Below are 17,828 nucleotides of genomic sequence, written 5' to 3'. Positions count from 1 at the left end.
ACGATCGACCTGAGGCCAGGTCCTGCCCTGACGACAGAGCGCCGGGCTGAGGTTATAGTCCGGGCTCTGGCTCATTCTTCGCAGGAGTGTCGCGTGAATCCCTACACCGCCTTCAAGGTCGAACTGACCGACCACATCGCTCACATCCAGATCGACCGCGCCGAGAAGGTCAACGCCATGCATGCGGCGTTCTGGGAAGAGATCGTCGAGGTCTTTCGCTGGGCCGACGAGACCGACGCCGTGCGCGTGGTGGTGCTCAGCGGGGCTGGCAAGCACTTCTCCGCGGGGATCGACCTGAGCCTGCTGGCCTCGGTGGCCGGTGAACTGGGGCCTGACGTCGGCCGTAACGCACGCACGCTGCGGCGGACCATCCTGCGCCTGCAGGCCTCGTTCGAGGCGGTCGATCAATGCCGCAAGCCGGTGCTGGCGGCCATCCAGGGCTATTGTATCGGCGGTGCCATCGACCTGATCTCGGCCTGCGACATGCGCTACTGCAGCGCCGATGCGCATTTCTCGATCAAGGAAATCGACCTTGGCATGGCAGCCGATGTCGGAACCTTGCAGCGTCTGCCGCGCATCATCGGTGATGGTCTGCTGCGCGAGCTGGCGTACACCGGGCGCGCGGTCGAGGCTCAGGAAGCCTTGCGCATCGGGCTGGTCAACCGCATCTATGGCGACACGCCCGCGTTGTTGCAGGGTGTGTTCGAGATCGCCGCGCAGATCGCGGCCAAGTCTCCACTGGCCGTCGCCGGGACCAAGCGTATGCTCAGCTACATGCGTGACCACAGCGTGGCCGATGGGCTGGAGTACGTCGCCACCTGGAACGCCGCGATGCTGCAGTCGCAGGATGTGCGTCTGGCCATGCTGGCGCACGCGAACCGGCAAACCCCTGACTTCGCCGATTGATGATCGGTCGGCACTCCTCAAGGAATTCTTGCATGTCGTCACGTTGGAGCACTGCGGTACTGGATCCGGACACGCCCGGCGGGTTGGCCGTCGCCCGTGGGCCGGAGGGCTTTCTGATCGGCGAGGCAGGCCCGGTGTTCGATCGGGGCTGGCTCAAGTGCCAGGGGCTGGACGTCCTTGGCGAACACGGCATCGGGCATCTCGATGGACAGCCGCTGTTCCTGCTCGAACTACGCCGGACCGCCCAGGTACCCGATCACCAGTGGCAGGGGCTGCGCGCGTTCATGCTGGAGGGCGACTACACCCTCTACCAGGTGTTGGGCTATGCCGCGCAAATCGGCACCTGGGCGCGCGAGCACCGTTTTTGCGGCAGTTGCGGCCAGCCGACCACCCAGGTGCGCTGGGAGCGGGCGATGTTCTGCGCGGCCTGCGAGCTGCGCAGTTATCCACGGATTTCACCCAGCATGATCGTGCTGGTGACCCGGGGCGACGAGGTGTTGCTGGCCCGCTCGCCGCGCTTCGTGACCGGGGTCTACAGCACCTTGGCCGGTTTCGCCGAGCCGGGTGAGTCGGCCGAAGACTGTCTGGTGCGCGAGGTACGCGAGGAAGTGGCGGTGGAGGTGCGCAATCTTCGTTATGTCGGCAGCCAGTGCTGGCCGTTCCCGCACTCCATGATGCTGGGCTTCCATGCCGAGTACGCCAGTGGCGAGATCGTCATGCAGCCGGAAGAGATCGAGGATGCCCGTTGGTTCGACATCCACGACCTGCCGCCGCTGCCGGCCACACGCTCGATCGCGCGTCACCTGATCGATCTGTACGTCGCGCAGCGCCTAGGCCTGCCCGAACCAGTGCTGCCAGGCTAGGCGCACGGTCAACGCCAGTACCACGGTGATGAATACCGGACGGATGAACTTGCTGCCGCCGCTGATCGCCGTGCGGGCACCGAAGAACGCACCGCCCATCACCGACAGACCCATGGCCAGACCGACGATCCAGTCGACCTGACCGGAAAAGACGAAGACCGACAACGCCGCCGCATTGCTGACGAAGTTCATGCTGCGCGCCACGCCGCTGGCACGTACCAGATCGACCGGGTAGAGCAGCAGGGTGCTCACCGTCCAAAAGGCGCCCGTACCGGGGCCGGCAACACCATCGTAGAAGCCCAGCGACAGGCCCTGGGGCACTTGCCAGGTCTTGCGGATGGGCGCCTCAGCGTCGGCGGGGGCTTTGGGTGTGCCGCCGAACAGCAGGTACAGGCCACAGGCGAAGACCATGACCGGCAGCATCTTGTTCAGCCACTCGGCAGGCAGGTAGTGGGCGACGATGGCGCCCAGCAGCGCGCCGACCAGGGTGCCACCGATCGCCCATCGCCACTGCGCCGGGTGGAACAGCTTGCGCCGGTAGTAGGTGAGGGTGGCGGTGGCCGAGCCGAAGGTGGAGCTGAGCTTGTTGGTGCCCAGCACCAGATGGGGTGGCATGCCTGCGGTCAGCAGCGCGGGCACGGTCAGCAGCCCGCCGCCGCCGGCGATGGCATCGATGAAACCGGCGAGAAAGGCGACGCCGATGAGGATCAGCAGGGTGAGAGGTTCAACGGTGAGTTCGAAAGGCATGGGGCAAGGCGCGCTTGAAGGGTGGGGGAGGTCAGGTTCTGCAGCGAGATGGGTTCATCGCTGCCAAGCCGACGCCCCTGTCGATCGCGCATCCCTGTTCTTGGTCTGCTGTGTTGACGGACGCGCCAGGCCCACGGACGTTTGTTTCTCGCTCGCCGTTGCCTGTTGCACGTGTTGCCCTTCAACCGTCCCATGGTAACCAGCAACGGACGGACCTGTCAGCTTCGTTACGCCTACCTGTCCAGCCTCCGGGTTCAGCCCCTTGTGGGGCTGTGTGAAAACAGGGCAGCCAAAAGCAGGCCGTCAATCAGCCTTGCGTGCTCGCCGCTGCCGGGGTGCACCCGATGCCGCCTTGCCAGGGGTGTTCTTGGCTTTGGTCCCTTCGCCCGAGCGGGGCGCACTGGCTTTACGCTTCTTCTTCCAGGGCGTGCCTGCTCGACCCGCCGGCGCAGCCGGCCCGGTGATGGTCAGGCGCATCCCTGCGCAGCGTTCCACCAGCTTGCCGACCCAGGCCGACTGCCGTGTGACGAACTCGTCCAGGGTCATCTCGCCGCTTTGCACCATGTCCAGCGCCTGCTCCCAGATGGCCGTCGTCCCCGGGTCGGCGATGGCCTTGGGCACGGCAGCGATCAGGCTGCGGGCAGCCGGCGTAGCGACCAGCGCCTTGCCGTTCTTGACCAGGTAGCCCCGGTCGAGCAGTCCCTGGATGATGTTGGCGCGGGTCGCCTCGGTGCCGATACCGGTGGTCTCCTTGAGCTTCTGCTTGAGCCGCGGGTCTTCGACCCACTTGGCCACGTTCTTCATGGCCTTGATCAGGTCGCCCTCGGTGAAGGGCTTGGGCGGCTGTGTCCACAGGTCCTTGAGCAGTACCTCCAGGATTCGGCAGGCCAGGCCCTGGCTCAAGCTGGGCAACACTTGGGCGGGTGGGGCTTCACGGCCCTTGGCAGGCGTCAGCGCCTCAGGCAGGGCACGGCGCCAACCCGGTTCGACGATCTGCTTGCCCACCGCGCGCAAGGCATGGCCGGCACTGTCGAACTCGGCCTGGGTGCGATCGTACTCGTGATGAGGCAGGAATTGCGCCAGATAGCGCGCCCGGATCAGCGTGTACACCGCCTTGGCCGTGCGAGGCAGGCGCTCCGGATCGCTGGCGGCGGCCGTCGGGATGATGCCATGGTGCGCGGTGACCTTGGCATCGTTCCAGGCACGCGAGCGACGTTGCGGCTGCAGGTAAGGCTGCAGAGAGGCCAGACGCGCGTCGGCACGCTGCAGGGCCGACAGGATGCCAGCCGCTTCCCCATGTTGGCTCAGTGGCAGGTAGCCGCAGTCACTACGCGGGTAGGTGATCAGCTTGTGCGTCTCGTACAACGACTGGGCGATGTCCAACGTTTCCTGTGCGCCCAGGCCGAGTTTCTTCGAGCACACCTCCTGCAAGGTGCCCAGGTCGAACGGCAGGGGTGCGGCCTCGCGCACGCGCTCGGTGGTCACCTCGAGCACCGTCGCTGTCCCGGCGGCACGCATTGCCTGGGCCGCCTGCTCGGCGACCTCGCGCTTCAGGCAGCGTCCCTGGTCGTCGCTCTGGTCTTCAGGCACGCGCCAGTGGGCGGTGAACGAGGTGCCGGCGTGGTCCAGCTGCGCCTCGATGGCCCAGTAAGGCATGGGGACAAAGGCCTCGATGCTGTGATCACGGTCCACGATCAGGCGCAAGGTGGGCGTTTGCACGCGGCCGACGGGCAGCACGCCCTGGTAGCCGGATTGACGCCCGAGCAGCGTGAACAGACGGCTCATGTTCATGCCGATCAACCAGTCGGCACGCGAACGCCCCAGGGCCGAGTGGTAGAGCGTGAAGGTTTCCTGCCCTGGCCGCAGTTGCCCGAGTGCCTTGCGGATCGACGCTTCGTCCAATGCCGACAGCCACAGCCGCTGGATCGGCCCACGGTAGCGGCAGTGCTCCACCAGTTCGCGGGCGATCATTTCACCTTCGCGGTCGGCGTCGGTGGCGATCACCAGCTCACGGGCTTCGCCGAGCAGGCGTTTGACCACCTTGAACTGGCTTGCGGTCTTGGGCTTGACCAGCATCTTCCAGGCCGGCGGGATGATCGGCAGGTCGCTCAGCACCCAGCGCTTGTAGCGCTCGTCGTAACTGTCCGGTGGGGCAGTCTCCAGCAGGTGGCCGATGCACCAGGTGACGCAGACGTCAGGGCCTTGCCAGCAGCCGTCACCACGTCGACGGGCACCGAGGACGCTGGCGATGTCCTTGGCCTGGGAGGGTTTTTCGCAGAGGAACAGGCGCATGGGGCGCAAACGCTTCGTGAAGGGTCGAGGCCTGTCAGGATGGGGAAAATCAAGGCGGGAGGCAAGCGTTATCTGTACGGATGTACAGGTGAGTACAGGGGAGTGGCAGCTGCACGAGATTCTCAGGGTGATTGCCCGAAGGGCGCTGCAGGTCATCGCGGGCAAGCCCGCTCCCACAAGCTGCTTGCGCAGCCATGCCTAGACCGCCAGGCTATAGCGATCTGTGTGGGAGCTGGCTTGCCAGCGATAGGGCCCTGTCAGGCGCCGTCTGCATCGCGGGCAAGCCCGCTCCCACAGGCTGCTTGCGCAGTAATGCCTAGACCGACGGCTGCAGAGGTCTGAGTGGGAGCGGGCTTGCCCGCGATGACGGTAGCAGCCTCGCCACCGTCTCGCAGGCCAGTCAAATCAGGCTTCGCGCACCATGTCCACGTGCGGAATCCCTGCCTCGAGGAATTCTTCGCTCACTACCCGAAACCCGAACTGCTCGTAGAACGCCGTCGCGTGCACCTGGGCGCTGAGCGTCTGCTGCGTCAGGCCTTGCTGCTCGGCTTCCTGGATCACTGCTTCGAGCAGCAGGTGGCCCACCTTCAGGCCGCGCCAGTCCTTGAGCACCGAGACCCGGCCGATGGTGCCGTCGCGCAGCAGGCGCGCGGTGCCGACCGGGTAATCTCCTTCGAGCGCCAGGAAGTGCAGCGCCGTGGCATCCTCGGCATCCCATTCCAGCTCGGGCGGCACGTGCTGCTCGGCCACGAACACGGCTTCGCGGATGCACCGGATCGCCGCATTGTCCTTGTGCCAGTCGGCCAGGCGCACGCGAACCTTATTCATCGGCGAAGCCCAGGCTGCCCTGTTTGACCAGCTGGCAGACCAGGGTCAGGCCGTCTTCGTCTTCCAGCCACGGTGCCAGGTTCTCGATGTGCAGGGCGTCGGCGGCGCAGACCAGCTTCAGCAGTTCACGCAAGTGCCCTGGCAGCAGGCGGCTCTGGCCGCTGGCGAACAGCAGCAGGTCGTCGTCGACTTCCGACCAGGCCATCCGCGCGCTCGGGTTGCGAATCAGGATGGCGCCTTGCTCGAGGCTGTCGACCAGGTCTTCTTCGGTCAGTTCTTCCCCGCTCACCAGTTCCGGGTAGCGTGGCTCGGTCATGAACTGGCCGAACCAGGTCAGCAGCAGGCGCTCGTCGCCCATGTGCTCGCTGAGCAAGGCCTTGAGGCGGTCGAGCGAATCGCGCTGGATCTGGTGTGGATCATTGGCCGGCTCGGCATCGGCGTCGCTGTAACGCTCCTCGTCCGGCAGGAACTGGCTGAGGAAGTCGGTGAAGTGGGTCAGCACTTCGGCTGCGCTCGGTGCACGGAAGCCGACCGAGTAGGTCAGGCAGTCGTCTTCGGCGACGCCGTAATGGGCCAGGCGAGGCGGCAGGTACAGCATGTCGCCAGGTTCCAGCGTCCATTCATCGCTCTGCTCGAAGTCGGCGAGGATGCGCAGGTCGGCATGGGGGATCAGCGGGCTGTCGCTGTCGCACACCTGGCCGACCTTCCAGTTGCGCTTGCCCATGCCTTGCAGCAGGAACACATCGTAGTTGTCGAAGTGCGGGCCGACGCTGCCACCGGGGGCGGCGAAGCTGATCATCACATCGTCGATGCGCCAGCTGGGCAGGAAACGGAAATGCTCCAGCAGCTCGGCCACTTCCGGGACGAACTGATCGACGGCCTGGACCAGCAGCGTCCAGTCACGTGCGGGCAGCTCGGCGAACGTCTCCTCGGTGAACGGGCCACGGCGCAGCTCCCAGGGGCGTTCGCCCTGTTCCTGCACCAGGCGCGATTCGACTTCTTCTTCCAGCGCCAGGCCGGCCAGTTCGTCGGCATCGATCGGGCTTTCGAAGTCGGTGAAGGCCTTGCGCACCAGCAAAGGCTTCTTCTGCCAGTAGTCGCGCAGGAACTCGCGTGCCGTCAGGCCGCCCAGCAGCTGAAGTGGGGTATCAGGATTCATGTTCAACCTATTGATAAAACTGGGTTTTGGGTCACGAATAAAAACGCCCGGCCAGGCCGGGCGTCGCACGCAGGGCGTCGGTCAGATGCGTTTGGCCTGCTCGGCGGCGTTGCCGATGTAGCGCGCAGGGGTCAGCGCTTTCAGCTCGGCCTTGGCGTCGGCCGGCATGTCCAGACCATCGATGAAGGTCAGCAGCGCCTCTGGGGTGATGCCCTTGCCACGGGTCAGCTCCTTGAGCTTCTCGTAGGGGTTCTCGATGTTGAAGCGGCGCATCACCGTCTGGATCGGCTCGGCGAGCACTTCCCAGCAGGCGTCGAGGTCGGCGGCGATGCGTTGGGTGTTGATTTCCAGCTTGCCGATGCCCTTGAGGCTGGCCTCGTAGGCGATCACGCTGTGCGCGAAGCCCACGCCCAGGTTGCGCAGCACGGTGGAGTCGGTCAGGTCACGCTGCCAGCGCGAGATCGGCAGCTTGCTCGCCAGGTGCTGGAACAGCGCGTTGGCGATGCCCAGGTTGCCTTCGGAGTTCTCGAAGTCGATCGGGTTGACTTTGTGCGGCATGGTCGAGGAGCCGATTTCGCCAGCGACGGTCTTCTGCTTGAAGTAGCCCAGCGAAATGTAGCCCCAGACGTCACGGTCGAAGTCGATGAGGATGGTGTTGAAGCGCGCGATGGCATCGAACAGCTCGGCGATGTAGTCGTGCGGCTCGATCTGGGTGGTGTAGGGGTTGAACACCAGGCCCAGCTCGTCTTCGATGAAGGCGCGGGCATTGGCTTCCCAGTCGACCTGCGAATAGGCCGACAGGTGCGCGTTGTAGTTGCCCACGGCGCCGTTGATCTTGCCCAGCAGCGGCACGGCTGCGACCTGGGCGATCTGACGCTCCAGGCGGTACACCACGTTGGCCAGTTCCTTGCCCAGGGTCGTCGGCGAGGCCGGCTGACCATGGGTGCGCGACAGCATCGGCACGTCGGCGTGCAGGTGGGCCAGGGCCCGGATGGCATCGGCGATCTGACGCATCAGCGGCAGCAGCACGTCGTCACGGCCGGCGCGCAGCATCAGCGCGTGGGAGAGGTTGTTGATGTCTTCGCTGGTGCAGGCGAAGTGGATGAACTCGCTGACCTTGTCCAGCTCCGGCAATTGCGCCGCCTGCTCCTTGAGCAGGTACTCGATGGCCTTGACGTCGTGGTTGGTGGTGCGTTCGATCTCCTTCACACGCTCGGCATGCTCGAGCTGGAAATCGGTGGCCAGGCGGTCGAGCAGGGCGTTGGCCTGCTCGGAGAAGGCCGGCACTTCCTCGATCTGCGGGTGGGCTGCCAGGCGCTGCAGCCAGCGGACTTCGACCAGGGCCCGGAAACGGATCAGGCCGTATTCACTGAAGATCGGGCGCAAGGCCTGGGTTTTGCCGGCGTAGCGGCCGTCTACGGGGGAAACCGCGGTGAGCGAGGAAAGCTGCATGGCGTGTTCTCGGACAGTCAGGCTTTTGGAGGGCGCATATCATACATGAAAAGCGCGACCTTGCGTCGCGCACTGCACACCATCGGTCTCGGACAGCAGGCCTGGCGGCAAGTGCCGTCCCGGTTGCCCGGCATTCTGCCGTCCGTCGAGACGCGGCTGCGCCGTTCTGATCAGCAGCCACGGACTGGGGCAAGGGCGGCGTCAGGTTCTCATCAGGTCGTACAGGTCGTTCAGCAGTTTGCGACGACGGAAGAGCAATTGCCACCGGTGTCCGCCCAACTGACGCCACAAGCGGGCCGCACGGATGCCCGCCAACAGGATGGCGCGGATCTTCGAGGCGTTGCTGGCCTGTTGCAGGAAGCGCGTATCGCCATGCACCTGGATGCGCTGGCGCAGCGTGCTCAGGGTGTCCTGGTACAACGCGCCGCACGAGGCGATCACATTGTCATGGACCAGGCCGAAATGATCGGCCTGCGACTGAATCTGCGGCAGCCGTTGGCCGATGGTGCCCAGCAGGTCGTCACGCTTGCCCAGATGGCGCTCCAGGCCGAGCATGGACAACGCGTAGCGCAGGGGCTCGCGCTGCAGGCTGCTGGGGTCGCGCTCGAGGGCGCCGACCAGCGCGCGGTACCCGTCACGCAGGTGGAGATCGCTGCCGCCGAACACCTGCAAGGTGGTGTCCGGGTCACGCACCAGCAGGCTGCCGAGCATGCAGCCCAGCTCGGCCTCGCCGGCCTGGCCGGTGCGTGCGATGCGGTCGACCAGCACGGCTGCCTGGAACACGGCGCCCAGTGCGACCAATTGCTCCTGGGTCGTGTTCATGCGCGCGGGCTCCACGGCTCTGCCGTCTCGATCACGCCGCCGCCCAGGCAGATCTCGCCGTCGTAGAACACCACCGACTGCCCGGGGGTGACGGCACGCTGGGCCTCATCGAACACGGCGCGGTAGCCGTTTTCGGTGCGCTCCAGCACGCAGCCCTGGTCGCCTTGACGGTAACGGACCTTGGCCGTGAGGCGGCGTGGCGTGGACAAGTCGACCGGGTTGACCCAGAAGATCTCCGAGGCCAGCAGCGCGCGGGCGAACAGCCAGGGGTGATCGTTGCCCTGGCCGACCACCAGCACGTTGCGGACCAGGTCCTTCTCGAGCACGTACCAGGGTTCGTCACCGGCATCCTTCATGCCGCCGATGCCCAACCCCTGGCGCTGACCGATGGTGTGGTACATCAGGCCATGGTGACGGCCGATGACCTCGCCATCGGTGGTCTCGATAGCGCCCGGCTGGGCCGGCAGGTACTGCTTGAGGAAGTCGCTGAAGCGACGCTCGCCGATGAAGCAGATGCCGGTCGAGTCCTTCTTCTTGGCCGTGGCCAGGCCATGCCGTTCGGCGATGGCGCGCACCTGTGGCTTTTCCAGTTCGCCGACTGGGAACAGCGTTCGCGCGATCTCCTTGCCGCCCACGGCATGCAGGAAGTAGCTCTGGTCCTTGTTCGGGTCCAGTCCCTTGAGCAGCTGCGTTTCGGTGTCGGTATCGCGTCGGCGCACGTAGTGGCCGGTAGCGATCAGGTCGGCGCCCAGCGACAGGGCATAGTCCAGGAACGCCTTGAACTTGATCTCGCGGTTGCAGAGGATGTCGGGATTGGGCGTACGGCCGGCCTTGTATTCCTCGAGGAAGTGCTCGAACACGTTGTCCCAGTATTCGGCGGCGAAATTGGCGGTGTGCAGCGTGATGCCGATGCGATCGCACACGGCCTGGGCATCGGCCAGGTCTTCGCGGGCGGTGCAGTAGTCGGTTCCATCGTCTTCTTCCCAGTTCTTCATGAACAGGCCTTCCACCTGGTAGCCCTGCTCGATCAGAAGCAGGGCGGAGACGGAAGAGTCCACGCCGCCGGACATGCCGACGATGACACGGGTCTGGGCGGGGTCTTTGAGTGCTGGGCTGGTCATGGCTACCGGTGTGTATCTGGGAAAAACGCCGATTCTAGCAGGCCGCTTCACGCACGTCAGTCGCGCAGCAGTGCAAGGCTGTGCAGTGGGCCGGCCAGGTAGTCGTCGATGCAGCGCGGCACCAGTTCGCTGCGCCAGCGATCCGGCTCGGCCAGCAGCGCTTCCCGGCTCAGCCATACCGCCCGCACGATATCGGTGTCCAATGCCTGCTGGGGATGATGACGCAGCGCCCGCGCGGCGAAGCAGATGCGCTGGTAGGTCACGCCATTGCTGGGCGCGGTGTAGAGGTAGATGCCGACCACGCCGGTCAGCTCGACCTCCCAGGCCGTTTCCTCGAACGTCTCGCGCAGCGCCGCCTGGCACAGCGTCTCGTTCGGCTCCAGGTGACCGGCGGGCTGGTTGAACACGTGTTTGCCGGCCTTGAATTCCTCGACCATCAGGAATCGGCCCTGATCTTCGATGACCGTGGCGACGGTGATATGGGGATGCCAGGACATGGGGGCTCCTTGAGGGGGGTGGGGGAGCTATTAGCTGGAAGCTACAAGCGGACGGTGGTGCGGTGAGTCAGGTGTCGACAGGATGTCGAGGCGGCGCTGCCGCTCTGGCTTGCCGCTTGCCGCCTAAAAAGCAAGAACCCCGGTGCGTGGCCGGGGTTCTTGCAGGTCGCCAGGTGGCTTACAGGGCCGCGAGGGCGCTGTTGAAGGTGGCGCTAGGACGCATCACCTTGGCCGTCAGCTCTGGATTCGGTGCGTAGTAGCCACCGATGTCGGCCGGCTTGCCCTGGACGGCGTTGAGCTCGGCGACGATGGTCGCTTCGTTCTCGGTCAGGGTCTTGGCCAGCGGGGCGAAGCGCGCTTGCAGTTCGGTGTCATCGCTTTGCGCGGCCAGTGCCTGGGCCCAGTACAGGGTCAGGTAGAAGTGGCTGCCGCGGTTGTCGATGCCGCCGACCTTGCGCGCTGGCGACTTGTTGGTGTCGAGGAACTGGCCAGTGGCCTTGTCCAGCGTGGCTGCCAGCACCTTGGCTTTAGGGTTGTCGTAGACTTCGCCCAGGTGCTCCAGCGAGGCGGCCAGGGCCAGGAACTCGCCCAGCGAATCCCAGCGCAGGAAGTTCTCTTCCACCAGCTGTTGCACGTGCTTGGGGGCCGAACCGCCAGCGCCGGTTTCGAACAGGCCGCCACCGTTCATCAGCGGGACGATCGACAGCATCTTGGCGCTGGTGCCCAGTTCCATGATCGGGAACAGGTCGGTCAGGTAGTCGCGCAGCACGTTGCCGGTCACCGAGATGGTGTCCTCGCCCTTGCGGATGCGGTCCAGGGAGAACTTGATCGCATCGACCGGCGCCATGACGCGGATGTCCAGGCCGTTGGTGTCGTGGTCCTTGAGGTAAGTCTGGACCTTTTCGATCATCACGGCGTCGTGGGCGCGGGCCGGGTCCAGCCAGAACACGGCCGGGGTGTTGCTCAAGCGTGCGCGGTTGACGGCCAGCTTGACCCAGTCTTGGATCGGCGCGTCCTTGGTCTGGCACATGCGGAAGATGTCACCGGCCTCGACGGCCTGCTCCATCAGCACCTTGCCCTGGCTGTCCGACACGCGGACCACGCCGTCGGCCTTGATCTGGAAGGTCTTGTCGTGGGAGCCGTACTCTTCGGCTTTCTGCGCCATCAGGCCCACGTTCGGCACGCTGCCCATGGTGGTCGGGTCGAAGGCGCCGTTTGCCTTGCAGTCTTCGATCACGGCCTGGTAGATGCCGGCGTAGCAACGGTCCGGGATGATCGCCTTGGCATCTTGCAGCTCGCCAGCGGCGTTCCACATCTTGCCCGAGTCGCGGATCATGGCCGGCATCGACGCGTCGACGATGACGTCGCTCGGTACGTGCAGGTTGGTGATGCCCTTGTCGGAATTGACCATGGCCAGCGCCGGACGCTCGGCGTACAGGGCCTGGATCTCGCCTTCGATGGCGGTCTGCAGGTCGGCTGGCAGGTCCTTGAGGCGCGCGTACAGGTCGCCGATGCCGTTGTTGGCGTTGAAGCCAGCCTTGGCCAGGGCGTCGGCGTGACGGTTGAGCACGTCGCCATAGAAGGCTTCGACGATGATGCCGAACATGATCGGGTCGGAGACTTTCATCATGGTGGCTTTCAGGTGCACCGAGAACAGCACGCCGGACGCCTTGGCGTCTTCGATCTGCTGGGCGATGAAGGCCTTGAGCGCCTTGCGGCTCATGACGGCGCAGTCGACCACTTCACCGGCATTGACGGCGGTCTTTTCTTTCAGCACGGTGCTGTTGCCGTCCTTGCCCACCAGTTCGATGCGCAGGCTGCCATCAGCGTCGATCAGCGCGGCTTTCTCGCTGCCATAGAAGTCACCGCTTTCCATGTGCGCGACGTGCGAGCGCGACTCGGCGCTCCAGGCGCCCATCTTGTGCGGGTGCTTGCGCGCGTAGTTCTTCACCGACAACGGGGCGCGACGGTCCGAGTTGCCTTCGCGCAGCACGGGGTTGACGGCGCTGCCCTTGATGCGGTCGTAGCGGGCGCGGGACTCTTTCTCGGCGTCCGTGGCGGGCTCGTCGGCGTAGTCGGGAACGGCATAGCCCTGGGCCTGCAGCTCCTTGATCGCGGCCTTGAGCTGCGGTACCGAGGCGCTGATGTTGGGCAGCTTGATGATGTTCGCTTCAGGGGTGGTCGCCAGTTGGCCCAGTTCCGCCAGGTGATCGCCTACCTGCTTCTCGGCGCCAAGCTGCTCGGGGAAGGCGGCCAGGATACGGCCGGCCAGCGAGATGTCGCGCGTTTCGACGGCGATGTCGGCCGACGCGGTGAACGCTTCGATGACAGGCAGCAGTGAATAGGTGGCGAGGGCAGGGGCTTCGTCGGTGAAGGTGTAGATGATCTTGGAACGGGAGGGCATAGGCGGGTTAACTCTCTGTTTTGCCGAGCGTGCCCGGTCTCGAGAGGCGCTGTGTAGGCGCTGCGTCCAGGCCTGGGCATGGACGGCTCGAGCGGCAGCGAAGCGGTGATGGTGGATGCATCAGTCGAGCGTCATGGGCCTGGCGTGCCATGCACATCAGGCAGGTTGGCCGTCAAGGCCGGTGGGCGAGCCGTGTCTTTCCATGGGTTCGCCCGGTGACCCTACGGTCAGGGCCGGAGTATAACAAACACGGCATCGGAATCGGCAAGGCGGGAATGATATCGGTTCGTTTATACGACCAAAGATGTAGGGAAAAACAGGGGAGGGGTAGGCGTACCGATCGTTCAGGGAAACGATCGGTGGCCAAGGAGCGGTGGGGCGTTAGCGTGTGTAGGCCGGTTCCATGACCTCTGGCGAAACGTTTTCGACGCTGACTGGCGCAGGCGTGATGTTGATCGCATGCAGGCCCTTGGGGCCCTGGACTATATCGAACACGACCCGTTGACCGGCTTTCAACGTCTTGTAGCCATCCGCCTTGATCGCTGAATAGTGCACGAACAGGTCTTCGGTCGAGCCGTCCTTGTGCACGAACCCATAGCCCTTAGCATTGTTGAACCACTTGACTTTACCGCTTGTCATCCTCATGTCCCTCTGCAAAGGCTCCATCACTGGAGTATCATCGACACCATCCGCATACGAACCTGCAAAAAAATCGGGTTGACTGCGCGGATCTTTATTGACCACGGTGGGCTCTATATTGGTTGTAACACCGATTCGCCGATAGTCAAGGTCACGTGGCGGCTGCAGCGTCGCAGGCCTGCGCGACACGACCCACTACCTTAACCTGTCGATGTGATGAAATTCTTTCCATGCATGCAATCAGCCAGATTCGACTAACATTCAATCAGGATCGCCAGCAGTCGGACGACGACGATGGCGCCGGTCTGGCAACCCAGGAAGCCAAGCCGGCCCTGCAGGCGCCACCCATGTACAAGGTGGTACTGTTCAATGATGACTACACACCGATGGATTTCGTCGTCGAGGTGCTCGAAACGTTCTTCAATCTGAACCGCGAGCTGGCGACCAAGATCATGCTGACCGTCCATACTGAAGGACGTGCAGTCTGCGGATTGTTCACCCGCGACATCGCTGAAACCAAGGCGACGCAGGTCAATCAATACGCGAGAGAAAGCCAGCATCCGCTACTCTGTGAAATCGAGAAGGACGGTTAAACGCCGACCACTTGGGTATGAGGTGAAGCCATGTTAAACCGCGAACTCGAAGTCACCCTCAATCTGGCCTTCAAGGAGGCCCGCTCGAAGCGTCATGAGTTCATGACCGTCGAGCACCTGCTGCTGGCGCTTCTGGACAACGAAGCCGCCGCGACCGTTCTGCGGGCCTGTGGCGCCAATCTCGACAAGCTCAAGCACGACCTGCAAGAGTTCATCGACTCCACCACGCCTCTGATCCCGGTACACGACGAGGACCGCGAAACCCAGCCGACCCTGGGCTTCCAGCGGGTCCTGCAGCGTGCCGTCTTCCATGTGCAAAGCTCGGGCAAGCGCGAAGTCACCGGCGCCAACGTGCTGGTCGCGATCTTCAGCGAGCAGGAAAGCCAGGCTGTGTTCCTGCTCAAGCAGCAGAGCGTGGCGCGCATCGACGTGGTCAACTACATCGCCCACGGCATCTCCAAGGTGCCGGGTCATGGGCCCAGCACCGAGGGTGAGCAGGACATGCAGGACGAAGAGGGCGGTGAATCGTCGTCTTCGAGCAATCCGCTCGACGCCTACGCCAGCAACCTGAACGATCAGGCACGCCAAGGGCGTATCGATCCGCTGGTCGGCCGCGAGCAGGAAGTCGAGCGCGTGGCGCAGATCCTGGCGCGTCGCCGCAAGAACAACCCGCTGCTGGTGGGCGAGGCCGGCGTCGGCAAGACGGCCATCGCCGAAGGCCTGGCCAAGCGCATCGTCGACGGTCAGGTGCCCGACCTGCTGGCGCAAAGTGTGGTCTATTCGCTGGACCTGGGCGCGCTGCTGGCCGGCACCAAGTACCGCGGCGATTTCGAGAAGCGCTTCAAGGCGCTGCTGGGCGAGCTGCGCAAACGGCCGCACGCGATCCTGTTCATCGACGAGATCCACACCATCATCGGTGCCGGGGCTGCGTCCGGTGGCGTCATGGACGCCTCCAACCTGCTCAAGCCGCTGCTGTCGTCCGGCGAGATCCGTTGCATCGGCTCGACGACCTTCCAGGAATTCCGTGGCATCTTCGAGAAGGACCGGGCGCTGGCTCGACGCTTCCAGAAGGTGGACGTCTCAGAGCCTTCGGTCGAAGACACCATCGGCATCCTGCGGGGCCTGAAAGGGCGGTTCGAATCGCACCATGACATCGAGTACAGCGACGAGGCCCTGCGCGCTGCTGCCGAACTGGCTGCCCGTTACATCAATGATCGGCACATGCCCGACAAGGCCATCGACGTGATCGATGAAGCGGGCGCCTATCAGCGCCTGCAGCCACCGGCCAATCGTCTCAAGCGTATCGACGTGCAGCAGGTCGAGGACATCGTGGCCAAGATCGCGCGTATTCCGCCGAAACACGTCAGCAGTTCCGACAAGGAGTTGCTGCGCAACCTGGAGCGCGATCTCAAGCTCACGGTCTTCGGCCAGGACGCAGCCATCGATTCGCTGGCGACCGCCATCAAGCTGTCACGTGCCGGGCTCAAGGCACCGGACAAGCCGGTGGGTTCGTTCCTGTTCGCCGGTCCTACCGGCGTCGGCAAGACCGAGGCTGCCCGTCAGCTGTCCAAGGCGCTGGGCGTGGAGCTGGTGCGCTTCGACATGTCCGAGTACATGGAGCGTCATACCGTGTCCCGGCTGATCGGTGCACCGCCCGGCTATGTCGGCTTCGACCAGGGCGGTCTGTTGACCGAGGCGATCACCAAGCAACCTCATTGCGTGCTGCTGCTCGATGAGATCGAGAAGGCGCATCCGGAAGTCTTCAACCTGCTGCTGCAGGTGATGGACCACGGCACCCTGACCGACAACAACGGGCGCAAGGCGGACTTCCGCAACGTGATCCTGATCATGACCACCAACGCCGGTGCAGAAACCGCGTCCAGGGCTTCGATCGGCTTCACGCAGCAGGACCATGCCTCCGATGCCATGGAAGTCATCCGCAAGAGCTTCACGCCGGAGTTCCGTAACCGTCTGGACACCATCATCCAGTTCGGCCGCCTGAGTCACGAGACGATCAAGAGCATCGTCGACAAGTTCCTCATCGAACTTCAGGCGCAGCTGGAAGACAAGCATGTGCAGCTGGAAGTCAGCGACGCCGCGCGTGGCTGGCTCGCAGCCAGCGGCTACGACGTGCAGATGGGCGCGCGTCCCATGGCGCGGCTCATCCAGGACAGGATCAAGCGGCCATTGGCCGAAGAAATCCTGTTCGGCGAGCTGGCCGAGCACGGCGGCATCGTCCACGTCGACTTGCGCGACGGCGAGCTGGTCTTCGACTTCGAGACCACGGCGGAGGTGGCCTGACAGGCTGAGGGTGGCAAGAAGCTTCTAGCTGCAAGCTGATGTAGACAGGTGTCAAAACCGCGCTCCAATCAGCTTGTAGCTTGTGCTTGTAGCCCAAACCAAAAAAAGCCCGGCGCCAAGGCCGGGCTTTTTCGTTGACGCAGATAGAGCGATCAGCGGGCGCGGTAGGTGATGCGGCCCTTGCTCAGGTCGTAGGGCGTCAGCTCGACGCGGACCTTGTCACCGGTCAGGATTCGGATGTAGTTCTTGCGCATCTTTCCGGAGATGTGCGCGGTTACGACGTGCCCGTTTTCCAACTCCACGCGGAACATGGTGTTGGGCAGGGTGTCGACGACAGTACCTTCCATTTCGAAGCTGTCTTCTTTCGACATGCAGTTGAGTCCTCGATAATCCAAAGATCGCCCGATACAACCCTGCATCAGGCAAAAAAGTGGCGTGGATTATGCCCGAAAATCGCTTCTCAAGCCAATGGTTTCAGTTGACGCTGACCCAGCGCTGGTTGATCAGCAGTTCGATGGGGCGATACTGGGTCTTGTAGCTCATCTTCTGGCAATTCTTGATCCAGTAGCCCAGGTACACCGCGTCCAGATTGCGGCGCAGCGTTTCGCCGATCTGCCACAGGATGGCATAGCGGCCCAGGCTGCGTCGTTCTTCCTCGGGCTCGTAGAAGGTGTAGACCGCAGACAGACCGTTAGGCAGCAGGTCGCACACCGCGATCGCCAGCAGCCGGCCCTCCAGGCGGAACTCGTAGAACCAGCAGAAGGGCAGGTCACGCACCAGGAACGTCGAGAACTGCTCGCGACTCGGCGGGTACATGTCGCCGTCGGCGTGGCGCTGCTCGATGTAGCGGCGGTACAGGTCGAAATACTCTTCGGTGAACGCCGGCCGTGCGGCAGTGACGTCCAGTTCTGCATTGCGCTTGAGGATGCGCCGCTGCTGGCGATTGGGAGTGAAGCGTGCCGCTGGAATACGCGCAGGCACGCACGCGCTGCACTGTTGGCAATGCGGACGGTACAGATGATCGCCACTGCGACGAAACCCCATTTCCGACAGGTCGGCGTAAACGTGCACGTCCATCGGCTGGCTGGGATCGAGAAACAGGGTGGTCGCCTGTTGCTCCGGCAGGTAGCTGCAGTCATGGGGCTGAGTGGCGAAGAACTTAAGACGTGCCAACTCTGTCATGGGTAACCCCTTGCGAAACGTT

General features: G+C 64.1%; 16 protein-coding genes. 4 read left to right on the top strand and 12 right to left on the bottom strand.

Features of this window, described 5'->3' with window-relative positions; genetic code table 11:
* Positions 1-93 precede the first annotated feature (93 nt).
* Both APT63_11215 and APT63_11210 read left to right on the top strand, forming a co-directional pair.
* Positions 94-906: an enoyl-CoA hydratase gene (locus tag APT63_11215; GenBank protein ID AMA46152.1), complete on the top strand. Its 813-nt coding sequence runs from the start codon at positions 94-96 to the stop codon at positions 904-906.
* A 32-nt stretch (positions 907-938) separates the two neighbouring features.
* Complete coding sequence (locus APT63_11210) at positions 939-1,769, top strand: NADH pyrophosphatase (protein ID AMA46151.1); 831 nt, start codon at positions 939-941, stop codon at positions 1,767-1,769.
* Here APT63_11210 and APT63_11205 read toward each other — a convergent pair.
* The 10 genes from APT63_11205 to APT63_11160 all read right to left on the bottom strand — a co-directional run bounded on the left by APT63_11205 (position 1,737) and on the right by APT63_11160 (position 13,730).
* Positions 1,737-2,516, bottom strand: a complete 780-nt coding sequence (locus APT63_11205) for a hypothetical protein (GenBank protein AMA46150.1) — start codon at positions 2,514-2,516, stop codon at positions 1,737-1,739. The two genes, APT63_11210 and APT63_11205, sit on opposite strands and share 33 nt — an antisense overlap.
* 303 nt (positions 2,517-2,819) lie before the next feature.
* The gene (locus APT63_11200; GenBank protein ID AMA46149.1) at positions 2,820-4,808 is read right to left on the bottom strand and encodes a DNA topoisomerase III; all 1,989 of its coding nucleotides are present in this window, start codon (positions 4,806-4,808) and stop codon (positions 2,820-2,822) included.
* Between the two features lie 405 nt (positions 4,809-5,213).
* Positions 5,214-5,636, bottom strand: coding sequence for a GNAT family acetyltransferase (locus APT63_11195; GenBank protein ID AMA46148.1), 423 nt, complete (start codon positions 5,634-5,636; stop codon positions 5,214-5,216).
* On the bottom strand, positions 5,629-6,795 hold the full coding sequence (locus APT63_11190; protein AMA46147.1) for a cupin: 1,167 nt from the start codon (positions 6,793-6,795) through the stop codon (positions 5,629-5,631). Before APT63_11190 ends, APT63_11195 begins: the two co-directional genes overlap by 8 nt.
* Before the next feature lie 81 nt (positions 6,796-6,876).
* On the bottom strand, positions 6,877-8,247 hold the full coding sequence (locus tag APT63_11185; protein ID AMA46146.1) for an adenylosuccinate lyase: 1,371 nt from the start codon (positions 8,245-8,247) through the stop codon (positions 6,877-6,879).
* 201 nt (positions 8,248-8,448) lie between these two features.
* Positions 8,449-9,069, bottom strand: coding sequence for a DNA repair protein (locus APT63_11180; GenBank protein AMA46145.1), 621 nt, complete (start codon positions 9,067-9,069; stop codon positions 8,449-8,451).
* Positions 9,066-10,190: a tRNA 2-thiouridine(34) synthase MnmA gene (gene mnmA, locus APT63_11175; protein ID AMA46144.1), complete on the bottom strand. Its 1,125-nt coding sequence runs from the start codon at positions 10,188-10,190 to the stop codon at positions 9,066-9,068. The genes APT63_11180 and mnmA overlap by 4 nt, the downstream gene beginning before the upstream one ends.
* A 56-nt stretch (positions 10,191-10,246) precedes the next feature.
* A complete protein-coding gene (locus APT63_11170) occupies positions 10,247-10,687 on the bottom strand; it encodes an NUDIX hydrolase (protein AMA46143.1) in 441 nt (146 codons plus the stop codon).
* A 178-nt stretch (positions 10,688-10,865) separates the two neighbouring features.
* Complete coding sequence (locus tag APT63_11165; protein ID AMA46142.1) at positions 10,866-13,091, bottom strand: isocitrate dehydrogenase; 2,226 nt, start codon at positions 13,089-13,091, stop codon at positions 10,866-10,868.
* Positions 13,092-13,472: 381 nt separating this feature from the next.
* On the bottom strand, positions 13,473-13,730 hold the full coding sequence (locus APT63_11160) for a cold-shock protein (protein ID AMA46141.1): 258 nt from the start codon (positions 13,728-13,730) through the stop codon (positions 13,473-13,475).
* Between the two features lie 230 nt (positions 13,731-13,960).
* Between APT63_11160 and APT63_11155 the strand changes: the two genes are divergently transcribed.
* Positions 13,961-14,323: an ATP-dependent Clp protease adaptor ClpS gene (locus APT63_11155; protein AMA46140.1), complete on the top strand. Its 363-nt coding sequence runs from the start codon at positions 13,961-13,963 to the stop codon at positions 14,321-14,323.
* Positions 14,324-14,353: 30 nt separating this feature from the next.
* On the top strand, positions 14,354-16,624 hold the full coding sequence (clpA, locus tag APT63_11150) for an ATP-dependent Clp protease ATP-binding subunit ClpA (protein AMA46139.1): 2,271 nt from the start codon (positions 14,354-14,356) through the stop codon (positions 16,622-16,624).
* 152 nt (positions 16,625-16,776) lie between these two features.
* Here clpA and APT63_11145 read toward each other — a convergent pair whose 3' ends face one another.
* Both APT63_11145 and APT63_11140 read right to left on the bottom strand, forming a co-directional pair.
* On the bottom strand, positions 16,777-16,995 hold the full coding sequence (locus APT63_11145; protein AMA46138.1) for a translation initiation factor IF-1: 219 nt from the start codon (positions 16,993-16,995) through the stop codon (positions 16,777-16,779).
* Between the two features lie 103 nt (positions 16,996-17,098).
* Positions 17,099-17,806: an arginyl-tRNA-protein transferase gene (locus APT63_11140; GenBank protein AMA46137.1), complete on the bottom strand. Its 708-nt coding sequence runs from the start codon at positions 17,804-17,806 to the stop codon at positions 17,099-17,101.
* Between the last annotated feature and the right edge of the window lie 22 nt (positions 17,807-17,828).

The organism is Pseudomonas monteilii (assembly GCA_001534745.1).
Lineage (GTDB): Bacteria > Pseudomonadota > Gammaproteobacteria > Pseudomonadales > Pseudomonadaceae > Aquipseudomonas > Aquipseudomonas alabamensis.
Note: the sequence above shows the minus strand (reverse complement) of the source record. Positions and strands in the feature narration are given on the sequence as shown.